We start from the raw sequence: 25940 nt of genomic DNA, 5'->3' as shown, positions 1-25940 counted from the left end.
GTGAAGGATGTGTGAATTTCTGAATAGGATCCATTGACTTTTGGCATAATGATCCATAAGATAAAAATGTCAGTAAAAATAATCTTATGGAGGGAATTGCAATGGAATTAAAAGGAAGTAAGACAGAGCAGAATCTGATCGCCGCATTTGCCGGCGAGTCCCAGGCAAGGAACAAGTATACGTATTTTGCCAGCGTCGCAAAAAAAGAAGGCTATGAGCAGATCGCCGCGATCTTCCAGGAAACGGCAGATAATGAAAAAGAACATGCCAAAATGTGGTTCAAGGAATTATCCCTCCTGGGAAATACAGCAGAGAACTTAAAAGCCGCTGCGGCCGGAGAGAACTATGAGTGGACCGATATGTACAAGACCTTTGCCCAGGAGGCGGAGGCCGAAGGCTTTACAGCCCTGGCCCATAAGTTCCGTATGGTGGCGGAGATCGAGAAGACCCATGAGGAGCGTTATTTAAAGCTTCTGGAGAACGTGGAGATGAAAAAGGTCTTTGAAAAGAGCGAAGAGGTGATGTGGGTGTGCAGGAACTGCGGCCATATCGTGATCGGGAAAAAGGCCCCGGCAGTCTGCCCGGTCTGCGCCCATCCCCAGAGCTTCTTTGAAGTAAAGGCAGAGAATTACTAAAAGTGGATCCCCCGGAGCGCGGCCCCGGGGGATTTTTTCGGAAAAGAATAAAAAAGCGCTGAAGATCTATTTTTTGAGCTTCAATCCGTCTTTAAAAGCCTCTCCGACTCTTCCGGACACCTTATAATAGCCGTGGGTATAGGGATCGAAGGCGATGGCATTTACCCGGTCCATATCGACCCGGTCCCCGTCCATGACGCTTTCGTCTGCGGTCACGTTCACGACCTTTCCGATGACGCCGCAGCCGTATGCCCCATCCTGGTATTCAATGAAGGTACATTCCAGGCAGAGGGGGAATTCGTTGATCACTGGAGCGTCCACGAATTCGGACCGGCTGGCAGTGAGGCCGCTGTTGGCAAATTTATCAGGAGCCTTATTTCCGGATTCCACCCCGAAATAATCGGCCTCTGTCACATGGGTAGCATCGGCGATGCTTACGGTGAAGGCACCTCTTGCCTTGATGTTTTTTAAGGTCTTATGGGCTTCGGAAAGGTTAAGGGCCACATTGCCCCGTTTCTGCATGGTGCCCCAGGCGGCGTTCATGACGTTTACGCTTCCGTCCTCATTGTAGGTGGCCACCATTAAAACCGGCATGGGGAAAATACCTTCGGTCAGATCAAGTTTTTTTCTCATTGTGATTACCTCGCTTTTTATATGAAATTGACGGAAACGGTTCCTTATTCTTCCATTATATCTCTTGGAAAAAGGAATGCAAGTGCTGATATGAAAAGACGGCTGAAAGCGGGAACCTGGAGAACCTTTTAAATCCATGTTGGCAATTCACAGAAAGTATGATATAATTTCCTACAAACAAAATAGAACCGTTCAGCTATGCCCCTTCCTGCCGCCTGCGGCGGACAGGAAGCGCCGGATCTCCAATGGCCGGACGGTTACAACAAAATACATAGGAGAGCGCAGAGAATGAAAATGAAACGCGTTTTTTTAAAGCTCAGCGGCGAAGCGCTGGCTGGTCCGAAAAAAACAGGTTTTGACGAGGATACGGTAAAAGAGGTTGCAAGACAGGTGAAGCTTTCGGTGGATGCCGGCGTCCAGGTGGGCATCGTCATCGGCGGAGGAAACTTCTGGAGAGGCCGTACCAGCGACGCCATCGACCGTACCAAGGCGGACCAGATCGGAATGTTAGCCACCGTCATGAACTGTATTTACGTATCTGAGATCTTCCGTAACACTGGAATGAAGACCCAGATCTTAACCCCCTTTGAGTGCGGCTCTATGACGAAGCTGTTTTCCAAGGATCGGGCCAATAAATACTTTGAAAGAGGCATGGTAGTATTTTTCGCCGGAGGGATCGGACATCCCTATTTCTCCACGGATACGACCATCACACTGCGGGCCATTGAGATGGATGCGGACTGCATTCTCCTGGCCAAGGCCATTGACGGCGTTTATGACAGCGATCCCAGGGTCAATCCGGCTGCGAAAAAGTACGATACAGTCTCCATCCAGGAAGTGATCGACAAGCAGTTAGCAGTGGTGGACCTGACGGCGTCCATCATGTGCATGGAGCATAAAATGCCCATGGCCGTATTTTCCTTAAATGAGGAAAACGGCATCGCCAACGCCATGCAGGGAAATATTAACGGTACCATCGTTACCGTTTCATAACAGGAGGTTATTATGAAAGAACAGTTAAAGATCTACGAAGAAAAGATGGACAAGACCATTGACAGCCTGATGAACGATTACGCCTCCATTCGTGCCGGACGCGCCAATCCGCACGTTCTGGATAAGATCAAAGTAGACTATTACGGAACTCCGACCCCGATCCAGCAGGTGGGAAATATCTCCGTGCCCGAAGCCCGGATGATCCTGATCCAGCCCTGGGAGAAGAGCCTGTTAAAGGCCATTGAAAAAGCGATCCAGACCTCGGATCTGGGCATCAACCCCAACAACGACGGTTCCTGCATCCGCCTGATCTTCCCGGAGCTCACCGAGGACAGACGTAAGGAGCTGGCCAAGGATGTAAAGAAGAAGGGCGAGAATGCCAAGGTGGCAGTCCGCAATATCCGCCGCGATGCCAATGATACCTTTAAGAAGATGCAAAAGAACGATGAGATCTCTGAGGACGATTTAAAGGATGCTGAGGAAAAGATCCAGAAGATCACCGACAAGGCCATCGAGAAGATCGACAAGGCTGTGGAGAACAAGACGAAAGAGATCCTTACAGTATAAGATAAGATCACAGGGGGCAGGGAAACCTGGCCCCTGTCTTTTGAAATCCGGCTAAGGATGCCGGACGGGAGGAAAAAATGGAAGAAAATCTCAAGATTCCTGCCCATGTGGCGCTGATCCTGGATGGAAACGGCCGCTGGGCAAAAAAACGGGGCCTTCCCAGACAGCTGGGCCATAAAAAGGGCTGCGAGACTGTGGAGCAGATCGTAGAAGACGCAGCCAGACTGGGGATCCGGTACCTGACGGTCTATGGCTTTTCCACAGAAAACTGGAAGCGGCCGGCAGAGGAAGTGGGAGCCCTGATGCAGCTGTTCCGGTATTATACAAAACGTCTTTTAAAGATCGCCAAGGCCAATAATGTGCGGGTAAGGATGATCGGAGAGAGGAGCCGGTTTGCGCCGGATATCGTGGAGGGGATCGACAGCCTGGAACGAGAGACAAAGGACAATACAGGTCTTACCTTTGTGATCGCCGTCAATTACGGGAGCCGGGATGAGATCACCCGGGCTGTAAAAAAGGTCATGGAGGATGTGAAGGCCGGAAGGATCACAGAGGAGGAGATGACGGAAAGCCGGTTTGCCTCCTATCTGGATACTGCCGGGATCCCGGATCCGGATCTTCTGATCCGCACCAGCGGGGAACTGCGTCTTTCCAATTACCTGCTCTGGCAGCTTGCTTATTCGGAGCTCTATGTGACCGACTGCCTCTGGCCGGATTTCAACAAAGAGGAATTACTGGAGGCCATCCGCCAGTATAATAAGAGAGAACGCCGGTTCGGCGGCGTTTCCCAGACGGAGAAGAAGTAAGGGGTGACAATATGTTTACGACCAGACTGATCAGCGGGATCGTTTTGGTGATTCTGGCGGCATTTCTGCTGGTTAAGGGAGGGACGCTTCTGTTTCTGGTGTCCCTGGCAATTTCCCTGATCGGCCTTTTTGAGCTGTACCGGGTCATGAAGATCGAAAAGGAGCTGCCGGGCCTGGTGGGCTACGGGGCCGTTCTGGCGTATTATGCCATCGTATGGACTGGCATGGACCGTCATGTGACCTTCCTTGCCATCGCGGCGCTGATGCTTTTAATGACCATCTATGTGTTTACGTTCCCTAAATTTACCACCGAGCAGATCACAGTGGCCTTTTTCGGGATCTTTTATGTGGGGCTGATGTTTTCCTACCTGTATCAGGTGCGCTCCATGCCAGACGGAAAATACCTGGTGTGGCTCATCGTTTTAAGCTCCTGGGGCTGCGATACCTGTGCCTACTGTGCGGGAATGCTCCTTGGAAAGCATAAGATGGCGCCGAAGCTGAGCCCAAAAAAGACGGTGGAGGGAGCCGTGGGAGGCGTTCTGGGAGCGGCCCTCCTGGGCTTTTTATACGGCGCATACTTTGAAGGCCATATGGTGGAGCTGGCCCGGCCCGGCGTCATCAGCGCCGCCGCATGTGCCATTGCGGCTGTGATCTCCCAGATCGGGGATCTGGCGGCCTCTGCCATCAAACGGAATCACGGCGTCAAGGACTACGGCCATCTGATCCCCGGCCACGGCGGGATCTTAGACCGGTTCGACAGCATGATCTTTACGGCCCCGGCCATTTACTTTGCAGTGATGTTCCTGGGCTTACGATAAGAGAAAGAGGGAAATCGAAATGAAGACCATAGGGATCCTCGGCTCCACCGGCTCCATCGGCACCCAGACCCTGGATGTGGTGCGGGCCAACGGGGATATTTCAGTAAAAGCCATTGCGGCGGGAAGCAATATCAGGCTCCTGGAGGAGCAGATCCGGGAATTTAAGCCGGCTGTCTGCGGCGTCTGGGACGAAGAAAAGGCAAAGGACCTGGCCCTGCGGGTCGGGGATACGGATACAAAGATCGTTTCCGGCATGGACGGCCTCATGGAGATCGCGGCCATGGACGGATATGAGATCCTGGTGACGGCGGTGGTAGGGATGATCGGAATCCGTCCCACCATGGCTGCCATTAAATCGGGAAAGGACATTGCCCTGGCCAATAAAGAAACGCTGGTGACAGCGGGCCATCTCATCGTCCCCCTGGCCAGAGAGCACCAGGTGCGTCTTCTTCCGGTGGACAGCGAGCACAGCGCCATTTTCCAGTGCTTAAACGGAGAGCATGGGAATAAGATAGATAAGATCCTTCTGACGGCCTCCGGAGGCCCTTTCCGGGGCTGGACCAGGAAGCAGATGGAGCGCGTGCAGGTGGAGGATGCCTTAAAGCATCCCAACTGGTCCATGGGAAGAAAGATCACCATCGACAGCTCTACCATGGTCAATAAGGGCCTGGAGGTGATGGAGGCCAGGTGGCTCTTTGACGTGGACCTGGACCGGATCCAGGTGGTGGTGCAGCCCAAGAGCATCATCCACTCCATGGTACAGTTTGAGGACGGGGCCGTCATGGCCCAGTTGGGAACGCCGGATATGAAGCTTCCGATCCAGTATGCCTTGTATTATCCGGAGCGGCGGCCCCTGGCTGGGGACCGGCTAGATTTCTGGAAGCTGACGGAGATCTCCTTTGAGAAGCCGGATCCGGAAAATTTCCGCGGTCTGGCTCTGGCCTATGAGGCCGGAAGGGCCGAAGGCTCCCTGCCGGTGGTGTTCAACGCGGCCAATGAGTTTGCCGTGGCGGAATTCCTGGACCGCAGGGCCGGATACCTGGAGATCACGGATATGATCGCCGAGGCCATGGCCCATCATACAAGGATCAGCCATCCGTCTCTGGAACAGGTCCTGGAAGCGGAGCAGGAAACGTATGAGTTCCTGCGCAGACGGCAGGAAAAGAATAATTTTCAGATATAATGGAGGAATAGTGTGATACTGGCACTGGTTGTCTTAAGTGTGATAGTTTTATTCCATGAGTTTGGCCATTTTCTTCTGGCCAGGCTCAATGGGATCACTGTGGTGGAGTTTTCCCTGGGATTTGGTCCCCGGCTCCTTTCCCATGTGAGTAAAAAAAGCGGGACCAGATATTCCTGGAAGCTGTTCCCCTTCGGCGGCTCCTGCGCCATGCTGGGGGAATTCGGCGACGAAGAAGGGGAGAGCGCCCTGGAGGACGGAAGCGGAGTCTCGTTTTTCTCAAGATCCCCGGCGGCCCGGATGTCCGTGGTGGCCGCAGGCCCGGTCTTTAATTTTATCCTGGCCTTTGTATTCGCCATGGTCATCGTATCCTGGTCCGGTTACGATCCGGCAAGGATCCAGGAGGTGACGCCGGGCCAGGCGGCGGATGCGGCAGGGCTTAAGGCCGGAGATGTGATCACAAAGATCGGCGGCCGCCGGGTGATGATCGCCAGGGATGTGGTCCTTAAGATGCTGGTAAACGGGAACCGGGACATTACGGTGCAGTATGACCGGCTGGACGGAGAGACTGGAAAATGGGAGAGCCATGAGGCGTTCCTGGATGCGGATCTTTTTACGCTCCAGAACGGCCGGTATCTGACCGGGATCCAGTTTTCCGGCTATGAGTCCTTGGGCTTTAACATCCCGAAGATCATAAAATACGGAGCCGCAGAAGTGCGGTACGCAGTGCTTACTGTGGTGGACAGCTTAAAGGAGCTGGTAAAGGGCCGGATAAGCGCCGACGACATTGCCGGCCCGGTGCGTATCGTCTCCATCATCGACAATACGGTGGACCAGGTGCGGCCCTATGGTCTGGTAACGGTGTTTATGAACATCCTGAATCTGATGGTGATGTTTTCCGCCAATCTGGGCGTCATGAACCTGCTGCCGTTCCCGGCCCTGGACGGAGGCCGTCTGGTGTTCCTCGCCTACGAGCTGGCGGCGAAAAAGCCGGTGGACCAGAGGATCGAGGGCGCGGTGAACATGGCCGGAATGGCGCTTCTCATGGCCTTTATGGTGTTTGTGCTGCTTAACGATGTGAGATTCCTTATGTAAGGCCGCCGGTCTGCAAGGCGGTCTGTGGAAAGTTTGGAGGATTTTATGTACAGGGAAAATACGAAGGTGATCCGGATCGGAGATAAGGTGATCGGCGGAGGGAATCCAGTGCTGATCCAGTCCATGTGCAATACAAAAACAGAGGATGTGGAGGCCACAGTGGACCAGATCCTTAAGCTGGAGGCCGCCGGCTGCGACATCATCCGGGTGGCGGTGCCCACCATGGAGGCGGCCGATGCCATCCGCCGGATCAAACGGGAGATCCATATCCCTCTGGTTGCGGATATCCATTTCGATTACCGGCTGGCCATTGCCGCCATGGAAAGCGGTGCTGATAAGATCCGGATCAATCCGGGGAACATCGGCGCCAGGGAGCGGGTCAAAGCTGTGGTGGATAAGGCAAAGGAGTATAACATCCCCATCCGGGTGGGAGTCAACAGCGGCTCCCTGGAGAAGGAGCTGGTGGAACGGTACGGGGGAGTCACGGCGGAGGCCCTGGTGGAGAGTGCCAGAAGAGAGGTCCAGGTCATCGAGGAGCTGGGCTACGATAATCTGGTGGTGAGCATCAAGTCCTCAGACGTGATGATGTGTGTCAAAGCCCACGAGCTTCTGGCCCGGGACTGCCGGTATCCCCTCCATGTGGGGATCACCGAGTCAGGGACCCTGCTTTCTGGAAATATTAAATCCTCTGTGGGCCTGGGGATCATCCTCTACGAGGGCATTGGGGACACCATCCGTGTTTCCCTGACCGGGGATCCCGTGGAGGAGATAAAGAGCGCCAAGCTGATCCTCAAGGCGCTGAAGCTGAGGACAGGCGGCATCGAGGTGGTCTCCTGCCCCACCTGCGGGCGCACCAGGATCGACCTTATCGGCCTGGCCACCCGGGTGGAGGAAATGGTGGCGGATATCGACCTGGATGTGAAGGTAGCCGTCATGGGCTGCGTGGTCAACGGACCGGGAGAGGCCAGGGAGGCAGATATCGGAATTGCCGGAGGCATTGGCGAGGGCCTGCTCATTAAGAAGGGGCAGATCCTTAAGAAGCTGCCGGAGGATGAGCTTCTGCCGGCTCTGCGGGCGGAGCTTCTGGCCATGAAGGAAGCAAAGGGAGAATAATGGAAAAACCGTTTCTGGAAGTATTTCCGGGACTGCATATCGGCGAAGAATTAAAGGAGCTTCTAAAGCTGGTCATGGTGGAAAAGGTATCCATGCCAAAGGACAGAAGCTCTCTTCGCATCTATATCGTAAGTCCCAGACTGATCCATAAAAAGAATATTTGCAGCATGGAGGAGGGGATCGCAAAGCAGCTCTTCCCCGGCCGCTCCATCACCGTGAAGATCCTTGAAAAATACCGCCTTTCGGCCCAGTATACGCCGGAAAAGCTGTACCAGGTCTACAAGGACAGCATCCTAATGGAGTTTAAGAATTTCGGCATGATCGAATACAATATCCTGCGCCGGGCGGAAACGGCCTTTGAGGCAGAGGATACCATGGTCATGACCATCGAGGACAATCTGATCTACCGGGAACGCTCAAAGGAAGTGGGGCGGATCCTGGAAAAGATCTTTACAGAGCGGTGCGGCCTTCCGGCAGAGGTAAGGTTTTCCTTCACAAAGGCAGAGAAGGAGAGACGGGACGACTTTGACGAGGAGGCGGCCCTGGCGGCCCTTCTGGCGTCCCACGTCCAGGATATGGGCGGCGGGCAGGAGGAAATGGCAGGATCCCGGGGCCAGGAGGAAGACCATGGCGATCCAGGCGGGGGGGGCGCCCCGGCCAAGGATCAAAAGCCCGGCTCCCGGACCTTTACAAAAAAGACCTTTGGAGAGAAAAAAACTGCTGGAGGAAAAGGGAATCCCGTCAGCGGAGCCGGAAACGGCGGCTTCCAGGGCGGCCAGAACGGCTCTGGCTCCGGCTTTAAGCGGGACGGCGGCCGGGGAGGAAGAATGCCCTACCGGAAGTCGGAGAATCCTGATGTGCTTTACGGCCGCGATTTCGAGGGCGAGACCATGGAGATCCATGAGATCGCCGGGGAGATCGGCGAGGTGGTCTTACGGGGAAAGATCATCCGGGTGGAAAAAAGGGAGCTTAGAAGCGGCAGCAAGATGATGATCTTTGATCTCACCGACTTCACCGACAGCATCACCGTCAAGATGTTTCTGAGAGAGGATCAGGAGGCCGACGCTGACGAGGCCATAAAGCAGGGAAAGTTCATAAAGCTCAAGGGGATCACCACCATCGACCGGTTCGACGGCGAGCTGACCGTGGGATCCATCACTGGGATCAAAAAGTGCGAGGATTTTACCACCCGGCGGGTGGACAACGCGCCGGTGAAGCGGGTGGAGCTCCACTGTCATACGAAAATGAGCGACATGGACGGCGTTTCTGAGGTAAAGGATATCATAAAACGGGCAAAGCAGTGGGGAATGCCGGCCTTGGCTGTGACTGACCACGGCTGCGTCCAGGCCTTCCCGGATGCCAGCCATGCCCTGGATAAGGGCGATGCCTTCAAGGTCCTTTACGGGGTCGAGGGCTACCTGGTGGACGATATGAAGGAGATCGTGGAGAACTCTAAAAACCAGAGCCTGGACGGCGCTTTTGTGGTATTTGACATTGAGACCACTGGCTTTTCCCCTGTGAAGAATAAGATCATCGAGATCGGAGCCGTAAGGGTGGAAAACGGAGTGATCACAGACCGCATGGACGAGTTTGTGGACCCGGAGGTGCCCATTCCCTTTGAGATCGAGCGGCTCACAGGCATAAACGATGCCATGGTCATGGGAGCCGAGACCATAGGCCCGGTCCTGGGGCGGTTTCTGGAGTTTTCCCGGGGAGCGGTGCTGGTGGCCCACAACGCGTCCTTTGACGTGGGCTTCATCAGCCACAATGCCTCCGTTCTGGGATATGAATTCCATCCCACGGTCATGGATACGGTGGCCCTGGCCCGGGTGCTCCTTCCCAATCTGAACCGGTATAAGCTGGATACGGTGGCCAAGGCGTTAAATGTATCCCTGGAGAACCACCACCGGGCCGTGGACGATGCGGAGGCCACGGCAGGAATTTTCCTGAAATTCGTGGAAATGTTAAAAAAACAGCATGGTATGGAGACCCTGGACGATCTGAACGTCTTTAACCAGGCGGAGGATTCGGCTATCATGAAAATGCCCACCTACCATGTGATCATCCTGGCAAAAAACGACCTGGGCCGGGTGAACCTGTACCGGCTGGTGTCCTGGTCCCATGTGCGGTTCTTTTCCAGACGGCCCAGGATCCCCAAGAGCCTTTTAAACCAGTACCGGGAGGGACTGATCATCGGCTCGGCCTGCGAAGCCGGGGAGCTTTACCAGGCCATCCTGCGGGGAGGCACTGACGCGGAGCTCCAGCGGCTGGTACGGTTTTATGACTATCTGGAGATCCAGCCCCTGGGCAACGACATGTTCATGCTGCGGGATGAAAAGAGCACCGTAAAGACCGTGGAGGATCTGAAGGAGATCAACCGGAAGATCGTGCGCCTGGGGGAGCAGTGCGGAAAGCCTGTGTGCGCCACCTGCGACGTCCATTTCCTGGATCCGGAGGACGAGATCTACCGGAGGATCCTCATGGCCGGCATGGGCTTTAAGGATAGCGACGAGCAGGCCCCCTTATATCTGCGTACCACGGAGGAAATGCTCGCAGAGTTCGATTACCTGGGCAGCGATCTGGCCTATGAGGTGGTGGTCGCCAATACCAGGAAGATCGCCGATATGTGCGAGCCCATCGCCCCGGTGCGGCCGGATAAGTGTCCGCCTGTCATTGAAAATTCCGACGAGACCCTGAGGAACATCTGCTACAACCGCGCCCATGAAATGTACGGGGAAAACCTTCCGAAGATCGTGACGGACCGGCTGGAACGGGAGCTGACCTCCATTATCTCCAATGGATTTGCCGTCATGTATATCATTGCCCAGAAACTGGTGTGGAAGTCCAACGAGGATGGATATCTGGTGGGCTCCCGGGGCTCCGTGGGTTCGTCCTTTGTGGCCACCATGTCGGGGATCACGGAGGTAAACCCCTTAAGTCCCCATTATTACTGCACCAACTGCCATTACTACGACTTCGACTCAGAGGAAGTGAAGAAATATTCCGGTATGGCCGGCTGCGATATGCCGGACAAGCTGTGCCCGGTCTGCGGCCATCCTCTGACCAAGGACGGCTTTGACATTCCCTTTGAGACCTTCCTGGGGTTCAAGGGAGATAAGGAGCCGGATATCGACTTAAACTTCTCCGGAGAATACCAGAGCCGCGCCCACGATTACACGGAGGTGATCTTTGGAAAGGGCCAGACCTTCCGGGCAGGGACCATCGGCACCCTGGCGGACAAGACGGCCTTCGGCTATGTGAAGAACTATTTTGAGGAGCATGGGGAGAGGAAGAGAAACTGCGAGATCAACCGGATCGTACAGGGCTGCGTGGGCGTAAGGCGCACCACTGGCCAGCACCCCGGCGGCATCGTGGTCCTTCCCCTGGGAGAGATGATCTATTCCTTCACTCCAGTGCAGCACCCGGCCAACGATATGGCCACCAAGACCATCACCACCCACTTTGACTATCACTCCATTGACCACAACCTGTTAAAGCTGGATATCCTGGGCCATGATGATCCCACCATGATCCGTATGCTCCAGGACCTGATCGGCCTGGATCCTGTAAAGGATATCCCTCTGGACTGCAGGGAGGTCATGAGCCTGTTCCAGGATACCTCGGCCCTGGGCATCACGCCCGAGGACATCGGCGGCTGTAAGCTGGGAGCCCTGGGGGTCCCTGAATTCGGAACGGACTTTGCCATGCAGATGCTCCTGGATACAAAGCCCAAATATTTTTCTGACCTGGTGCGGATCGCCGGACTGGCCCACGGAACGGACGTGTGGCTGGGCAACGCCCAGACCCTGATCCAGGAGGGCAAGGCAACGATCCAGACGGCCATCTGCACCCGTGACGATATCATGGTCTATCTGATCCAGCAGGGACTGGAGGAAGGAACGGCCTTTACCATCATGGAATCGGTCCGGAAGGGCAAGGGCTTAAAGCCCGAGTGGGAGGAGGAGATGTCAGCCCACGGGGTGCCCGACTGGTACATATGGTCCTGTAAAAAGATCAAGTACATGTTCCCCAAGGCCCATGCGGCGGCTTACGTGATGATGGCCTGGCGGATCGCCTACTGCAAGGTATTCTATCCGCTGGCCTATTATGCTTCCTTCTTCAGCATCCGCGCCAGCGCGTTTTCCTATGAGATCATGTGTCTGGGACGGGAAAAGCTGGAAAGCCATCTGGCAGATTATAAGAGGCGGTCCGACTCCCTTTCCAAAAAAGAGCAGGATACCTTAAGGGATATGCGGATCGTCCAGGAGATGTACGCCAGGGGCTTTGATTTCCTTCCCATGGATATCTATAAGGCCAGGGCCAGGCATTTCCAGGTCATGGGAAATAAGCTGATGCCCTCCATCAACAGCATCGACGGCCTGGGCGAGAAGGCGGCGGACTCCATCGAGGAGGCGGCCAAGGACGGTCCCTTCCTCTCCAAGGAGGATTTCAGGAACCGGACCAGGGTCAGCAAGACCATCTGCGACCTGATGGGAGAACTGGGGATCCTTAAGGACCTTCCGGAGACCAACCAGCTTTCCCTGTTCGATTTCTAACGGCTGTCCGTCCGCCGGGAGCTGTGAGAAAAAATTGCGGTCCCTCCTTGACAGAAATATCCAAAAGTGATATTTTATAGATGTACCCAGTACGGGTATAGAAAAAATCTGTTACGGAGGGAATCAATGGAGCAATATACAGTGACCGGCATGAGCTGCGCGGCCTGCAGCGCCAGAGTGGAAAAAGCGGTGTCGAAGGTTCCGGGAGTGGAGTCCTGCTCTGTGAGTCTTCTGACCAACTCCATGGGCGTAGAGGGAAGCGCAGACGCTGCCGATATCATCGCCGCCGTGAAGGAGGCGGGTTATGGGGCCTCGGTAAAGGGAAGCCGCAGCGGAGAGGACGGAGCCGGGAGCGGTCCTGCCGCCGGGGGCGCGGCCTTTGACGAGGACGCCCTGGCGGATCACGAGACTCCGGTATTAAAAAAACGGCTGTTCTCCTCCCTGGGATTCCTGGCCGTCCTCATGTATTTTTCCATGGGACATATGATGTGGGGCTGGCCGGTCCCGGAGTTTTTTGCGGACAATCATGTGGCCGTGGGCCTTCTGCAGCTTCTGCTGTCAGCGGCGGTCATGGTGATCAACCAGAAATTTTTTATCAGCGGCTTTAAGGGGCTCCTGCACCGGGCTCCCAATATGGACACCCTGGTGGCCCTGGGGTCCGCCGCTTCCTTCGGATGGAGCGTATATGCCCTGTTTGAAATGACGGAGGCCCAGTTAAACGGCGATATGGCCGGGGTCATGACGTATATGCACGAGTTCTACTTTGAGTCGGCGGCCATGATCTTAACTCTCATCACGGTGGGAAAGATGCTGGAGGCCCGGTCCAAAGGAAGGACCACTGATGCCTTAAAGGGCCTCATGAAGCTAGCCCCCAAAACGGCTGTGGTGGAACGGGACGGCGTGGAAACAGAGGTTCCCATTGCCCAGGTGAAAAAGGGCGATATCTTTGTGGTGCGGCCTGGAGAAAACATTCCCGTGGACGGCGTGGTCTTAGAGGGAGAGAGTGCGGTCAATGAAGCGGCCCTGACCGGAGAGAGCATCCCGGCGGATAAAGGCCCTGGAGATATGGTATCTGCGGCCACGGTGAACCAGTCGGGCTTTATCCGCTGTGAGGCGTCCCGGGTAGGAGAGGACACCACCCTTTTCCAGATCATAAAAATGGTCAGCGACGCGGCGGCCACCAAGGCTCCCATTGCCAAGGTCGCGGACCGGGTGTCGGGCGTCTTTGTCCCGGCGGTCATTGCCATTGCGGTCCTTACGGTCATTGGCTGGCTGGCGGCCGGGGAGACCTATGGATTTGCCCTGGCCCGGGGGATCTCGGTGCTGGTGATCAGCTGCCCCTGCGCCCTGGGGCTGGCCACGCCGGTGGCTATCATGGTGGGCAACGGACTGGGTGCGAAAAACGGGCTCCTGTTTAAAACGGCTGTGTCCCTGGAGGAGACCGGGAAGACAGAGATCGTGGTCCTGGATAAGACCGGCACTATCACCAGCGGGGAGCCCCGGGTCACGGATCTGATCCCCGGGGAGGGGGTCCAGGAAGGGGAGCTCCTTTCCATGGCCTGCGCCCTGGAGAAAAAAAGCGAGCATCCTCTGGCAAAGGCCGTGCTTCTGAAGGCTGAGGAAGAGGGGCTTGCGCCGGGAACGGTGACAGAGTTCAAAGCCCTTCCGGGAAACGGCCTTACGGCCCTGGCAGAAGGAACGCCGGTGTACGGCGGAAATCTCCGGTTCATGGAGACGAAGGTCTCTGTACCGGAGGCAGCCAGAGACCAGGCCCTGGCCCTGGCAGAGAATGGAAAGACCCCGCTCTTCTTCGGTTCAGGAGAGCGTTTCCTGGGGATCATAGCCGTGGCGGACGTCATAAAAGAGGACAGTCCCAGGGCTGTGAAGGAACTGCAGAACATGGGGATCCGCGTGGTGATGCTGACCGGGGACAATGAACGGACCGCAAGGGCCGTAGGCCGGGAAGCCGGAGTGGACGAGGTCATTGCGGGCGTCCTTCCAGACGGCAAGGAAAGCGCTGTGCGGGCCTTAAAGGAGCAGGGCCGGGTGGCCATGGTCGGCGACGGGATCAACGACGCTCCGGCCCTTACACGGGCGGATACGGGCATCGCCATCGGAGCGGGCACCGACATTGCCATCGACGCGGCGGATGTGGTACTGATGAAGAGCCGCCTGTCGGACGTTCCGGCGGCCATCCGCTTAAGCCGGGCGGCCTTGAGGAACATCCATGAAAACCTGTTCTGGGCGTTCTTTTATAATGTGGTGGGCATCCCCCTGGCCATGGGGCTTTTTATCCCGGTCCTGGGGTGGAAGCTGAATCCCATGTTCGGCGCTGCGGCCATGAGCTTATCCAGCTTCTGCGTCGTATCCAATGCACTGAGGCTGAACTTCTTTGATCTGCACCGGGCAGACAGAGACAGGAAGATAAAAGCTGAAAAAAAGAAAAAGGAGAAGAAGATCATGGAAAAGACTTTAAAGATCGAGGGTATGATGTGCGGCCACTGCGAGGCCCGGGTGAAAAAGGCCCTGGAGGCAGTTCCCGGAGTGGAAAGCGCCGCTGTGAGCCATGAGGCGGGCACCGCTGTGGTGACCTTAAAGGAGGACGTGGCGTATGACGTTCTTAAAAAAGCAGTAGAGGATCAGGATTACAAGGTGATTGACTAGTTTTTGAGACAAGGAGAGAGATCGTGGACGAGAATAAGAGCACAGGAATGGAAGAATGTGAGATCAGACACAAGCACAGATCAGCAAAGGAGGAAAAAGACCTCATCAGCCGGCTGAACCGGATCGAGGGACAGGTACGGGGAGTGAAGGCCATGGTCCAGGATGAGCGGTACTGCACCGATATCCTGGTCCAGGTATCTGCGATCCAGTCGGCGTTAAACGGGTTCAGCAGGACCCTGCTGTCCAGCCATGTCAAATCCTGCGTGGTGGAGGAGATCAAAAACGGGGATGCGGATAAGGCCGTGGACGAGCTGTGCGAGACCATCCGGAAAATGCTGTAAAAAAGAATTGCCAGTAATGGTTCCGCCATGCAAAGATCCGCCTGCGTTTTTGTATCATGCAGGCATCTGGAAGATGCATGGCGGAACTGTTACAATTGTTTGAAAAAAAATGAAAAATATGGTTGACATTTTTTGAGTTTTATATTATACTTACGTCTGTGATCGAGGCGTGGCTCAGTTTGGTAGAGCGCTGCGTTCGGGACGCAGAGGTCGCAAGTTCGAATCTTGTCGCCTCGACTCCAAGGCCTGATGGTCAAGCGGTCAAGACGACGCCCTCTCACGGCGTAAACCCGGGTTCGATTCCCGGTCAGGTCACTTGCTGCTGCAGAGCTGCTGCAGCAGCATTTTTACTAGGTGCTTCCTTGGCTCAGTTGGTAGAGCGACGCATTCGTAATGCGTAGGTCGCCGGTTCGAGTCCGGCAGGGAGCTGTTTAAAGCCTTTGACTTTTCAAGGGCTTTTTTTATTTGATAGGAAAAGCTGTCCCGGCCGGGACCGGATCCAGAAATTGACCCGGTGCGGGATCTGTGATATGATAACGGAAAACAAAACGAGCCTATGAAATGGGAGGTTATTTTATGAAAGTATTTATCAGTGCGGATATCGAGGGCTGCTGTGGAGTGTTCTCAAACATCGAGACCCATAAGAATGAGGCGGTGTACGCCCCCTTTGCAAAACAGATGACAAAAGAGGTTCTGGCGGTCTGCGAGGCGGCCCATGAGGCCGGAGCCGATGAGATCGTCGTAAAGGACGGCCATGGAGACGCCTCCAACATCGATCCTCTTCAGATGCCGTCCTATGTGACGCTGATCCGCGGGAAGAGCGGACATCCCTACAATATGATGTTCGGCCTGGATCCCACCTTTGACGCCGTCCTTTATGTTGGCTATCATGCGGCGGCCGGCTGTCCGGAGTTTGCCGTCAGCCATACCTCCACTGGCAACAGCCTGTATATCACCCTCAACGGAAAGCGCATGAGCGAGTTTATGCTCAACAGCTTCACGGCGGCTTCCCTGGGAGTTCCTGTGGCCTTTATCTCCGGGGACGAGGCGATCTGCGCCGCGGCAAAGGAGCTGGTGCCGGAGATCGCCGCAGTACAGACCAAGCGCGGAGTCGGGAACGCAACCTTCTGCTGCCCGCCGGAAACGGTCATGGAAGCCCTCAGGGAGCAGACGAAGGAGGCACTGGGAAAGATCGGCCGGTGCCATGTGGAGCTTCCGGAAAAATTCGTATACGAGGTGACCTATAAGGACTGGAAAAAGGCATATCAGATGTCGTTCTTCCCGGGGATGAAGGCAGTGGATCCCTTTACCAACCGTCTGGAGACAGAAAACTGGATGGATGTGGTGACGGCCCATAATTTTGTAGTTTATTAGAAAAGGAGACGGGAGGCTATGGATCCCATCGTAAGCATCATTGTGCCGGTCTATAACGCGGAGGAGACCCTCCGGCGGTGCATCGAGAGCGTTTTAAACCAGGGATTTACGGATTTTGAGCTGCTTCTGGTGGATGACGGCAGTACGGATTCTTCGGCCGGGATCTGCCGGGAATACGAGAACGGGGACCGGAGGGTCCGGGTGATCCACAAGGAGAACACGGGAGTATCGGATACCAGGAATCTGGGGCTTTCAGAGGCCCGGGGAACATTCGTCCAGTTTCTGGACAGCGACGACTGGATCACACCGGACGCCACCAGCCTTATGGTACGGGCAGCCAGGGACAGCGGGGCGGACATGGTGATCGCGGATTTTTACCGGGTCATCGGGGACCGGGTGGCCCATAAGGGGGACATTGAAAAGGACGGGCTTCTGAGTCTGGAGGAATTTGCCGGCTTTATGATGGAGAACCCGGCGGATTTTTATTACGGTGTTCTCTGGAATAAGCTGTTTAAGCGGGAGATCATCGCGCAGCATGGGCTTTCCATGGATAAGACCATAAGCTGGTGCGAGGATTTCATGTTCAATCTGGAGTATCTGCGCCATGTAAAGACTGTGTATGCCCTGCGGGTGCCGGTATATTATTATGTGAAGACCAAGGGGTCCCTGGTGAGCCAGGGACTGAGCCTCACAAAGACCATCAAGATGAAGCGCATGGTCTTTGAGTATTACCACGATTTTTATAAATCGGTGCTGACGGAAGAGGACTATGAAAAGAACCGTCTGTATGTGTATCGGTTTCTCCTGGCCGCTGCCGGCGACGGAGCGGTCCCCCTGTCCATTTTTCCAGGGGCTGTCCGCCTGGGGGATGAAAGGAGCAGCGTGAACCATGACGCCCTGAGAGGCGACGGGGCTCTGCTGGACGCATACCGGGACCGGAAGCTGCTGGACCATTATGTGGAGCCGGTGGCCATCCGGTACAGCCTGACCCTGCCGGAGATCAGCCTCCTGGTCTACCTCAGCCAGAAGCCGCGGGTGGACACCTTAAAGGAGCTGGCGGATATCACCGGCATGTCCCGGGCCCGCCTGGCCCTTGCTCTTCAGAAGCTGTCCATGAAGGAGTTCATCCAGACCGGGGAGCAGGCGGACGTGGTGCTGCTTGCGGCGGCGGAGCCGGTGCTGGCAGAGCTGGGAACGGCCCGAAAGGACTATGAGATGGCAAAATATGCCGGCTTCAGTGAGGAGGAGATGATCCAGTATGCCTTTCTTTCCAACCGGATCAAGGAAAATATCTGCCGGGTCCTGAAAAAAGAGGACATGCAGGTCACGGCCAGAAAAAAGAAAAAGTCGAAAGTGCCCAGAGTATAGATAAAAACTATATGGACTGGTCAGGAAATCGGTTAATTCTATTAGACGAAACCCTGCGGGAATGATAGAATAGCTAGGGCTCGAAGGAAGGAGAGATACAGATGCTGGTAGATATGCACTTACATGAATCCACATGCTCCAGTGACAGTAAGATGACGCTGGAGGAGATCGTTGCCACTGCAAGGGAACGGGGGCTGGATGCGGTCTGCATCACGGACCATGACAGCATGGGTTTGAAGGAAACGGCTGAGAGGTATTCCAGGGAGACCGGTTTTCCGATCTTTGTGGGAGTGGAATATTTTTCTCTCTGGGGAGATATTACTGCATTCGGCATCGACCGCTTCCCGGACAAGCGGATCCCGGCCCAGGATTTCGTGGACCAGGTCAATGCGGCCGGCGGCTTTTGTGTGGCGTGCCATCCCTTCCGGAATAATAACCGCGGCTTTGAGGATCACCTGTGGGAGATCCAGGGCCTTCACGGGGTGGAGGTCTTAAATGGCAGTACAGATATGGAGGCCAACCGGAAGGCGCTTTCCATCTGTAAGGCAAGGAATATGCAGATGGTGGGAGCCAGCGACGCCCACTGGACCAGCCAGCTGGGAAAATACGCTACCATGGTCCCAGGGGAACCGAAAGACCTGGAGGAATTCGTGGCGGCTCTTCATAAGGGCGGTTTAAAGCCGGCTATCTATGAAGAAGGGAAAGGATATCGGATCGTGGATACCTTTTAGGGTTCTGCGCTGATATAAAAAGAAGCACAAAGGAGACAGTATTATGAAAAAGAAACTGATGGCGGCTGGACTTGCCGCAGCCGTGCTGGGCGCATCTCTGACTGGATGCCAGAGCAAGCCTGCTGAGACAACAGCGGCTGAAACAACGGCAGCTGAGACCACAAAGGCTGAGACAGAGGCTTCCAGCGAGGCTGAGACCACAAAGGCTGAAACAGAAGCGGCAGAAAAGCCCTACGAGGGGACCACGTTAAACGTGATGCTGGCCTATGGCGGCGCAGAGGCGGCGTTTGACGCATTCACAGAAAAGACCGGGATCAAGGTCGAGTATGTGGAGATCTCCACAGGTAAAGCCCTGGCACAGCTCCAGGCCGAGAACGGGAACACCACCGCAGATATCTGGTTCGGCGGCGGCGTTGACAGCTACATTTCTGCCACAGACTTAGGATATCTGGAGCAGTACGTTTCTCCGGAGGCCGAGGCTATCAATCCGGCATACAGCGATGCAGACGGCTACTGGACAGGCCTTGCCCTGGTTCCGGCTGGTTTCCTGGTAAACAACGATGTTCTGGCAGAGAAGAACCTGGAAGCTCCCAAGACCTGGGAGGATCTGGCAGATCCCAAATATAAAGGGGAGATCATCATGGCTTCCCCGGCGATCTCCGGAACTCAGTATGCGATCTTAAACGGCACCATCCAGGCTTACGGCGAGGAAAAAGGCTGGGAAGTATGGAAGGGCATCAACGAGAATGTGGACTTCTACGCACAGGGCGGCGGCGAGCCAGGTCCCAAATGTGCGGCAGGCGAGTTCGGGATCGCAGTTCTGGCAATGACCGGCGGTACCTTTGCCATGGAAGCCGAGTATCCGGTCACTGCGGTCTATCCGGAGGATATGATCCCGTGGACACCGGCTCCCATCGCCATCTTTAAAAACTCCCAGAACAAGGATGCAGCCAAGGTGTTCGTCGACTACTTCCTTTCCAAAGAGGGACAGGAGGCGCTCCGTGAGGCAGATGCCAGGATCATGGCCCGCGGCGACGTAGCCATTCCGGAAGCCATCGGAACGGTGGACACAGAAAAGCTGATCGATCAGGACGTACTGTTATTCGGAAGCCAGAGAGAAGCGCTTCTGGAAAAATGGGCCGCCATGGTCGGTGAAAAGGATGCGAAATAATAAGGCATAAAACCGGGCGGGTGAAATACCCGCCCTTTTCACACCATTGAAAACCTGACGGGAAAGGAAATATCATGAATCCACGTACAGAAAAAAGAAGGCATGGCAGATATGCATGGGCAGAACTGGGAGACAGGCTGATCCTTACCCTGGTGCTGGCCGGGATCGCCCTGTTCATCCTGTATCCGATCGTTTCGGTGGTGGCCACCAGCTTTTTCAAGGACGGCCATTTCACCCTGGAATATTACAGGGAACTGGCGTCCGGACGGAGCCTTAAGCTGATCCGGAACAGTCTGTGGGTGTCCTCGCTGTCCTCCATCCTCACCACGGCGGCGGCGTTCTTCATTGCCCTGGCCGCCTACGCAGCCCCGGGAAGGATCCGGCGGTTTTTGAGAAGATCCCTGCTTTTTACCATGATCTCGCCGCCGTTTGTATCGGCGCTGGCATATATCTTCCTTTTTGGAAGGCGGGGGCTGATCACCCACCAGCTTCTGGGCCTCAGCGTTAATCCTTATGGGTGGCACGGCATCGTGATCCTCCAGATGATCGGAAGCATTTCCTTTGCTTCCCTGATGCTGCTTCCGTCCTTTGACCATATGGACCAGAGGCTGGTCCTGGCATCCAGGGATCTGGGCGCTTCACCGGAAAAGACACTGTTTTCTGTGATCCTTCTGTTGGTAAGGCCAGGGATCCTTTCGGTGCTGTTCACCCTGTTTACCATGAACCTGGCAGACTTTGGAACGCCCATCGTCATTGGAGGAAATTTTAAGGTCCTGGCCACAGAGGCGTACACCCAGGTGATCTCCACAGCCAATCTGGGACGGGCCTCCGCCATCAGTATCCTGATGGTTCCGGCGGCCGCCGTGGCCTTTTATTTTTATTACCAGAGCCTGAAAAAGAATGAGTCCGCAGGGGGGACGGACCGGAACGCCATGGACGGGGAACCGGCTTATACATTGACGGGAGCAGTGGCTGGAGCCGCATGGACCGTGACCGGGATGTTTTTCCTGGTGATGGCGCTGAAATACGGAAATATTTTCCTTTCCGCCTTTTCCAACACGGCCTCCGGCTCCCTTACCTTTACCCTGGATTACTTTGGAAAGCTTCCCAGGTCCCAGTGGAACTCCTTTGGCCACAGCCTGGTGTACTCCGCTGTGGCGGCCGCTGTATCCGCATTTTTGGGGATCCTTCTGTCCTACTATACACACCGGAGAAAGATCGCCGGAATGCGGACGGCAGAATTTTTTGCCCTGCTTCCCTATATCATCCCGGGAACGTTCTTTGGCCTGGGATATGTGGCGGCCTTCAGTCATCCGCCCATGTACATCCGCGGCACATCGGCCATCATCATCCTGAACCTGGTATTCCGCCAGATCTCGCTGACCAACAAGTCGGCCAACGCCATGTTTTCTGGAATCGACAGAAAGATCGAGGATGCGGCCAGGGATCTGGGGGCCAGCCGGCTGGAGGTCCTTTTCGGGGTCATCCTGCCTTTGCTTAAGACCACCTTTGCCACTGGCTTTATTTCGATCTTCACATCGTGCATGACGTCAGTGGGAGCCATTATTTTCCTGATCTCGCCGGGAAAAAACGTGGCCAGTGCGGAGCTGTTCCAGTCCATTGAAAACGGCCGGTACGGCGTTGCCTCCGTCCAGGCGGTCCTGATCATCCTTGTTACGGTGGGGATCAACATGGCCTTTATGAGTCTGACAAAACGAAGAGAACGGGGAGGGAAATAAGATGTTTTTACAGCTAAAAGGGCTTAAAAAGATATATGAAGAAGAAAAAGGCTTGAAGAACCTGGATCTGGAGATCGAAGAGGGGTCATTTGTGACGCTGTTAGGTCCCTCCGGCTGCGGAAAGACCACGACCCTGAACCTTCTGGGCGGCTTTATCCAGCCGGATTCCGGCCATATCCTTCTGGAAGGGGAGGACATCACAGGCCTTCCGCCGGAGCGCCGTCCCGTGTCCACGGTCTTCCAGAGCTATGCGCTTTTTCCTCATCTGAATGTGCTGGACAACGTCTGCTACGGACTCCGGTTTTTCAGAGGGATGAAGAAGAAGGAGGCGGCTCCCATTGCAATGGAGGAGTTAAAGACTGTGGGGCTTTCCGGCTATGAAACGGCCAGGATCGGAGAGCTGTCCGGCGGGCAGCAGCAGAGAGTGGCCCTGGCCCGCGCCATGGCCACAGGGCCAAAGATCCTTCTGCTGGACGAGCCCCTTTCCAATCTGGACGCAGGGCTCCGGGTGCAGCTGAGAGAGGAGCTGAAGGAGCTCCAGAAAAAGCTGGGCATCACCATGGTCTTCGTGACCCATGACCAGGAGGAGGCCCTGAGTCTTTCTGATAAGATCGTGGTCATGGAAAAGGGCGTGGCTGTCCAGACAGGGACTCCCAGGGAGATCTATTTTTCTCCTGTGAGCCGGTATGTGGCGTCCTTTGTGGGAAAGGCCAATTATATAGAGGAGAATGGCCGGGTACAGATCGTAAGGCCAGAGGACGTGTGGATGGAAATGGACCCGTCCGGCGATTATACGGTCCGGTCGGCCAGCTTCATGGGAGCCCATACACTTTATGAACTGGAAAATGGAAGCAATGTGATCAAGGCAGATCTTTTTGGACGGGAAGGAAGTCTTTTCTCTGTCGGCGACCGGGTACGGGCCGGCTGGGGAAGCAGAAAAGACGGGCCCAGAGACTGCCATTTATAAAGGAGGGACCAGTATGAGATTTGCATTTCTGATCATGGGGAAATTTGACAGCAGGGAGGACCAGGCGGTGATCCACAATGGAACGGCCCGGATCATTGGCGTTTCGGACCTTGAGGACGCGGCCCGGACTGCAAAAAGACTGGAGGAAGAGGGGATCGACTGCATCGAGCTCTGCGGTGCATTCCGGGAAGAGGGCGCCCGGGCAGTGATCGAAGCCACCGGGAACCGGATCCCGGTGGGATATGTGACCCACCTTCCAGAGCAGGATGACGTATACCGGAAGGCGTTTGCCGGAAAATAAGATCCGGACAGAAAACGGGGATCCCGCGCGGGATCCCCGTTATTTCTAAACGGACCGGTTTTATATACTGGCTTCTGGTTAACGATTGAAACCGCCGGCGTTATATTTTTTAATGAGCTGCTGGATCTTGTCTGTGGGTGACAGGGCGCTGCTGATGGATACGTCGTGGTTTAAGGAGTTGATGATGGCGGCGATATATTTGCTCATATCTGCCTCCACATACCATTCACGCTCAAACAGCTCCGGAGCCCGGTAGTTTAAGTTGGTGGTCACCACGCTGTCGATATAGCCCTTTTCATAGAACTCATCGAATTTATCAAAGCCGCTGGTGAAGAGTCCGAAGGTACAGCATACGGCTACCTTGGCAGCCTTTCTTTCCTTTAACTCTTTTGCGGTATCCAGCATGCTTTCACCGGAGGAGATCATGTCGTCGATGATGATCACGGTCTTTCCTTCCACGGAGCTTCCCAGGAATTCGTGGGCCACAATGGGATTCCTGCCGTTGATGACCTTGGAGTAGTCACGTCTCTTATAGAACATACCCATATCCACGCCCAGGTTGTTGGCCAGGTATACGGCACGGTTCATGGCTCCCTCGTCGGGGCTGATGACCATCAGATGGTCCTTATCGATCTTTAAGGACTGGTCATGCTTGAACAGGGCCTTTACAAACTGGTAGGTGGGCATGAAGTTATCGAAGCCGGACAGGGGGATGGCATTCTGCACCCGCGGGTCGTGGGCGTCGAAGGTGATGATATTGGAAACGCCCATACTTACCAGCTCCTCTAAGGCCATGGCACAGTCTAAGGATTCCCGGTGGGTACGCTTATGCTGACGGCTTTCGTAAAGGAACGGCATGATCACGTTGATCCTGTGGGCAGTGGACGCACAGGCGCCGATGATACGCTTCAGATCCTGGTAGTGGTCATCCGGAGACATATGGTTCACATAACCGGACATTTTGTAGGTCAGGGAGTGGTTGGTCACATCCACCATGGCAAACACATCTGTACCGCGCACAGACTCTCTGACGACACCCTTGCCTTCGCCGCTGCCAAAGCGCGGGCAGGCGCAGTCCAGGAGATAAGAGTCCACATCGTAGCCACGGTACTGAAGGTCCTGCTGTCTGCGCATTAACTCCTCTGTATCGTTGCGACGAAAGTTTACAATGTGGTCATTGACCTTTTTCGCAAGGTCCTGACAGCTTTCCAGAGCCGCGATCTTTAACGGCGCGATGGGAAGACGGTCATTGAAAACGTACTGATTCGACATGTCAAAGATTCCTCCGCTTTTACCATTTTTCCTGTCCCAGGAATGGGACATTCTTTCACTCATATCATTTATACCATTATTCGATGATTTTCGTCAATAGCCGCCGGCCTATTTTAGAAAAAAGAACATCATTTCTTTACAAATCTGCGGAAGATTGGTATGATGGAGAAGGCAGATACCGGCTGAGGATACTGCCGGAAGGGGATTGAAATTGAAAAACAGAGGACATAAAATAACGGCGGTGGCCCCGGGCTCCATCGGCGAAGAGCTGGAGCTGGAGCCGGGAGACGTGCTGCTTACCATAGACGGGGAAGAGATCGAGGATATCTTTGACTATGACTATATGACGGACAGCGAAAGCTTCGTCATGACCATACAGAAAAAAAACGGCGAGGAATGGGAGCTGGAGATCGAAAGCGGCGGAGAGGATCTGGGCCTTACCTTTGAAAACGGCCTTATGAGCGAATACCGCTCCTGCCGGAATAAATGCATCTTCTGCTTCATCGACCAGATGCCGCCGGGAATGCGGGAGACCCTTTATTTTAAAGATGACGATTCCAGGCTCTCCTTTCTCCAGGGAAACTATATCACACTGACCAACATGAGCGACAGGGACATTGACCGGATCATCCGGTTCCACCTGTCCCCTATAAACATCTCGGTCCAGACCATGAACCCGGAGCTCAGATGCAGGATGCTCAATAACCGTTTTGCCGGAGAGGCATTAAAAAAGATCGACCGCCTTTATGAGGCCGGGACGGAGATGAACGGCCAGATCGTTCTCTGTAAGGGGGTCAACGACGGGGAGGAGCTGCGGTACACCATCGAGCGGCTGGCCGCTTATGCGCCCCATATGCAGAGCGTGTCGGTGGTCCCCGTGGGACTTTCTAAATTCCGGGACGGCCTGTATCCGCTGGAGCCCTTTACGAAGGAGGATGCCTGCCAGGTCATCGATCTGATCGAGGAGTGGCAGAAAAAGCTGTATGAAAAACATAAGCTCCACTTTATCCATGCCAGCGACGAGTGGTATATTTTAGCAGAAAGGGAGCTTCCGGAGGAAAGCCGCTATGACGGCTATATCCAGCTGGAAAACGGCGTGGGGATGATCCGGCTCCTGTATGAGGAGTTCATGGATGCCCTGGGAGAAAAAGAGGACGATGGGAAGACGGAGGAGCTTTCCATGGCCACGGGCTTCCTGCCGTATCCCTATCTGAAGCGTCTGCTGGACCGGATGGCGGAGGTATACCCGGGAAGAAAGATCCATCTTTATCCGATCCGCAATGACTTTTTTGGAGAGATGATCACCGTGGCAGGCCTTATCACCGGCCAGGATCTGGTGGCCCAGCTTAAGGGAAAGCCCCTGGGGAGCCGCCTGCTGCTTCCATCGGTGATGTTTAAAAGCGGAGAGGAGGTATTCCTGGACGATATGACCAGGACCCAGGCGGAAGCCGCTTTACAGATCCCTATAAATATAGTAAAATCAGGCGGATATGATCTGCTCTCAGCCATCCTGGACCGGGAGGCTGCCGAGGAGCAGACCACGGAGCACGGCATGTACGAGCCGTCCATGAAGGACCTGAACCTTTCCGAAGAGGGAGAGGTCCTTTCGTAGAAAA

At 55.1% G+C, this 25940-nt stretch carries 21 protein-coding genes and 3 tRNA genes; 22 read left to right on the top strand and 2 right to left on the bottom strand.

Going from position 1 to position 25940, the window contains the following annotated elements; translation table 11 throughout:
- The first annotated feature begins 101 nt into the window (after positions 1–101).
- Positions 102–635, top strand: coding sequence for a rubrerythrin (gene rbr, locus ACI6NM_RS03460; protein ID WP_022273619.1), 534 nt, complete (start codon positions 102–104; stop codon positions 633–635).
- 66 nt (positions 636–701) lie between these two features.
- Here rbr and ACI6NM_RS03455 read toward each other — a convergent pair whose 3' ends face one another.
- Positions 702–1268 (bottom strand): flavin reductase family protein, encoded by a 567-nt coding sequence (locus ACI6NM_RS03455; RefSeq protein ID WP_262426854.1) that lies wholly within the window; start codon positions 1266–1268, stop codon positions 702–704.
- A 288-nt stretch (positions 1269–1556) separates the two neighbouring features.
- Between ACI6NM_RS03455 and pyrH the strand changes: the two genes are divergently transcribed.
- From pyrH to ACI6NM_RS03355, 20 genes are all read left to right on the top strand, one after another.
- Positions 1557–2261, top strand: coding sequence for a UMP kinase (pyrH, locus tag ACI6NM_RS03450; RefSeq protein WP_158357439.1), 705 nt, complete (start codon positions 1557–1559; stop codon positions 2259–2261).
- A 12-nt stretch (positions 2262–2273) separates the two neighbouring features.
- Entirely contained in the window at positions 2274–2828 is a 555-nt protein-coding gene (gene frr, locus ACI6NM_RS03445) for a ribosome recycling factor (protein WP_262426853.1), read from the top strand.
- Between the two features lie 77 nt (positions 2829–2905).
- Positions 2906–3634: an undecaprenyl pyrophosphate synthase gene (locus ACI6NM_RS03440; protein WP_262426852.1), complete on the top strand. Its 729-nt coding sequence runs from the start codon at positions 2906–2908 to the stop codon at positions 3632–3634.
- Positions 3635–3645: 11 nt separating this feature from the next.
- On the top strand, positions 3646–4452 hold the full coding sequence (locus ACI6NM_RS03435) for a phosphatidate cytidylyltransferase (protein ID WP_262426851.1): 807 nt from the start codon (positions 3646–3648) through the stop codon (positions 4450–4452).
- Positions 4453–4471: 19 nt separating this feature from the next.
- Complete coding sequence (locus tag ACI6NM_RS03430; protein WP_262426850.1) at positions 4472–5635, top strand: 1-deoxy-D-xylulose-5-phosphate reductoisomerase; 1164 nt, start codon at positions 4472–4474, stop codon at positions 5633–5635.
- A 12-nt stretch (positions 5636–5647) separates the two neighbouring features.
- Positions 5648–6727: a M50 family metallopeptidase gene (locus ACI6NM_RS03425; RefSeq protein ID WP_262426849.1), complete on the top strand. Its 1080-nt coding sequence runs from the start codon at positions 5648–5650 to the stop codon at positions 6725–6727.
- A gap of 45 nt (positions 6728–6772) precedes the next feature.
- Positions 6773–7840, top strand: a complete 1068-nt coding sequence (ispG, locus tag ACI6NM_RS03420) for a flavodoxin-dependent (E)-4-hydroxy-3-methylbut-2-enyl-diphosphate synthase (RefSeq protein ID WP_262426848.1) — start codon at positions 6773–6775, stop codon at positions 7838–7840.
- Positions 7840–12396 carry a PolC-type DNA polymerase III gene (locus ACI6NM_RS03415; RefSeq protein ID WP_262426847.1) on the top strand — a complete coding sequence of 1519 codons (4557 nt, stop codon included), beginning with the start codon at positions 7840–7842 and terminating at the stop codon, positions 12394–12396. Before ispG ends, ACI6NM_RS03415 begins: the two co-directional genes overlap by 1 nt.
- Positions 12397–12522: 126 nt before the next feature.
- On the top strand, positions 12523–15060 hold the full coding sequence (locus tag ACI6NM_RS03410; RefSeq protein ID WP_316451089.1) for a heavy metal translocating P-type ATPase: 2538 nt from the start codon (positions 12523–12525) through the stop codon (positions 15058–15060).
- 47 nt (positions 15061–15107) lie between these two features.
- Positions 15108–15401, top strand: a complete 294-nt coding sequence (locus tag ACI6NM_RS03405; protein WP_158357637.1) for a metal-sensing transcriptional repressor — start codon at positions 15108–15110, stop codon at positions 15399–15401.
- Positions 15402–15564: 163 nt separating this feature from the next.
- Positions 15565–15638, top strand: a tRNA-Pro gene (locus ACI6NM_RS03400).
- Between the two features lie 6 nt (positions 15639–15644).
- Positions 15645–15716, top strand: a tRNA-Glu gene (locus ACI6NM_RS03395).
- A gap of 41 nt (positions 15717–15757) precedes the next feature.
- A tRNA-Thr gene (locus ACI6NM_RS03390) sits at positions 15758–15830 on the top strand.
- Positions 15831–15977: 147 nt separating this feature from the next.
- Positions 15978–16775 carry a M55 family metallopeptidase gene (locus ACI6NM_RS03385; RefSeq protein ID WP_022273958.1) on the top strand — a complete coding sequence of 266 codons (798 nt, stop codon included), beginning with the start codon at positions 15978–15980 and terminating at the stop codon, positions 16773–16775.
- Between the two features lie 18 nt (positions 16776–16793).
- A complete protein-coding gene (locus tag ACI6NM_RS03380) occupies positions 16794–18143 on the top strand; it encodes a glycosyltransferase (protein ID WP_262426846.1) in 1350 nt (449 codons plus the stop codon).
- 101 nt (positions 18144–18244) lie between these two features.
- Positions 18245–18874, top strand: coding sequence for a PHP-associated domain-containing protein (locus tag ACI6NM_RS03375; RefSeq protein ID WP_022273960.1), 630 nt, complete (start codon positions 18245–18247; stop codon positions 18872–18874).
- A gap of 43 nt (positions 18875–18917) precedes the next feature.
- The gene (locus ACI6NM_RS03370) at positions 18918–20045 is read left to right on the top strand and encodes an ABC transporter substrate-binding protein (protein ID WP_022273961.1); all 1128 of its coding nucleotides are present in this window, start codon (positions 18918–18920) and stop codon (positions 20043–20045) included.
- A gap of 74 nt (positions 20046–20119) precedes the next feature.
- A complete protein-coding gene (locus ACI6NM_RS03365) occupies positions 20120–21784 on the top strand; it encodes an ABC transporter permease (protein ID WP_262426845.1) in 1665 nt (554 codons plus the stop codon).
- 1 nt (position 21785) lies between these two features.
- Positions 21786–22751, top strand: a complete 966-nt coding sequence (locus ACI6NM_RS03360) for an ABC transporter ATP-binding protein (protein WP_262426844.1) — start codon at positions 21786–21788, stop codon at positions 22749–22751.
- A 13-nt stretch (positions 22752–22764) separates the two neighbouring features.
- On the top strand, positions 22765–23052 hold the full coding sequence (locus ACI6NM_RS03355; RefSeq protein ID WP_022273964.1) for a DUF6506 family protein: 288 nt from the start codon (positions 22765–22767) through the stop codon (positions 23050–23052).
- A gap of 78 nt (positions 23053–23130) precedes the next feature.
- Here the strand turns inward: ACI6NM_RS03355 and ACI6NM_RS03350 are convergent, their stop codons facing one another.
- The gene (locus ACI6NM_RS03350) at positions 23131–24324 is read right to left on the bottom strand and encodes a ribose-phosphate pyrophosphokinase (protein ID WP_022273965.1); all 1194 of its coding nucleotides are present in this window, start codon (positions 24322–24324) and stop codon (positions 23131–23133) included.
- A 211-nt stretch (positions 24325–24535) separates the two neighbouring features.
- Between ACI6NM_RS03350 and ACI6NM_RS03345 the strand changes: the two genes are divergently transcribed.
- Positions 24536–25936, top strand: coding sequence for a DUF512 domain-containing protein (locus tag ACI6NM_RS03345; RefSeq protein ID WP_215655339.1), 1401 nt, complete (start codon positions 24536–24538; stop codon positions 25934–25936).
- Positions 25937–25940 lie beyond the last annotated feature (4 nt).

It is taken from the genome of Pilosibacter sp. YYHA0881, from assembly GCF_051602715.1.
Classification (GTDB): domain Bacteria; phylum Bacillota; class Clostridia; order Lachnospirales; family Lachnospiraceae; genus Alitiscatomonas; species Alitiscatomonas aceti.
The sequence above is the reverse complement of the archived record's forward strand: the minus strand, read 5'-3'. Positions and strand labels throughout refer to the sequence as shown.

Coding starts and splice junctions, on each gene's coding strand:
- rbr (WP_022273619.1), top strand. CDS start 102: ATGGAATTAAAAGGAAGTAAGACAGAGCAGAATCTGATCGCCGCATTT.
- ACI6NM_RS03455 (WP_262426854.1), bottom strand. CDS start 1,268: ATGAGAAAAAAACTTGATCTGACCGAAGGTATTTTCCCCATGCCGGTT.
- pyrH (WP_158357439.1), top strand. CDS start 1,557: ATGAAAATGAAACGCGTTTTTTTAAAGCTCAGCGGCGAAGCGCTGGCT.
- frr (WP_262426853.1), top strand. CDS start 2,274: ATGAAAGAACAGTTAAAGATCTACGAAGAAAAGATGGACAAGACCATT.
- ACI6NM_RS03440 (WP_262426852.1), top strand. CDS start 2,906: ATGGAAGAAAATCTCAAGATTCCTGCCCATGTGGCGCTGATCCTGGAT.
- ACI6NM_RS03435 (WP_262426851.1), top strand. CDS start 3,646: ATGTTTACGACCAGACTGATCAGCGGGATCGTTTTGGTGATTCTGGCG.
- ACI6NM_RS03430 (WP_262426850.1), top strand. CDS start 4,472: ATGAAGACCATAGGGATCCTCGGCTCCACCGGCTCCATCGGCACCCAG.
- ispG (WP_262426848.1), top strand. CDS start 6,773: ATGTACAGGGAAAATACGAAGGTGATCCGGATCGGAGATAAGGTGATC.
- ACI6NM_RS03415 (WP_262426847.1), top strand. CDS start 7,840: ATGGAAAAACCGTTTCTGGAAGTATTTCCGGGACTGCATATCGGCGAA.
- ACI6NM_RS03410 (WP_316451089.1), top strand. CDS start 12,523: ATGGAGCAATATACAGTGACCGGCATGAGCTGCGCGGCCTGCAGCGCC.
- ACI6NM_RS03405 (WP_158357637.1), top strand. CDS start 15,108: ATGGAAGAATGTGAGATCAGACACAAGCACAGATCAGCAAAGGAGGAA.
- ACI6NM_RS03385 (WP_022273958.1), top strand. CDS start 15,978: ATGAAAGTATTTATCAGTGCGGATATCGAGGGCTGCTGTGGAGTGTTC.
- ACI6NM_RS03380 (WP_262426846.1), top strand. CDS start 16,794: ATGGATCCCATCGTAAGCATCATTGTGCCGGTCTATAACGCGGAGGAG.
- ACI6NM_RS03375 (WP_022273960.1), top strand. CDS start 18,245: ATGCTGGTAGATATGCACTTACATGAATCCACATGCTCCAGTGACAGT.
- ACI6NM_RS03370 (WP_022273961.1), top strand. CDS start 18,918: ATGAAAAAGAAACTGATGGCGGCTGGACTTGCCGCAGCCGTGCTGGGC.
- ACI6NM_RS03365 (WP_262426845.1), top strand. CDS start 20,120: ATGAATCCACGTACAGAAAAAAGAAGGCATGGCAGATATGCATGGGCA.
- ACI6NM_RS03360 (WP_262426844.1), top strand. CDS start 21,786: ATGTTTTTACAGCTAAAAGGGCTTAAAAAGATATATGAAGAAGAAAAA.
- ACI6NM_RS03355 (WP_022273964.1), top strand. CDS start 22,765: ATGAGATTTGCATTTCTGATCATGGGGAAATTTGACAGCAGGGAGGAC.
- ACI6NM_RS03350 (WP_022273965.1), bottom strand. CDS start 24,324: ATGTCGAATCAGTACGTTTTCAATGACCGTCTTCCCATCGCGCCGTTA.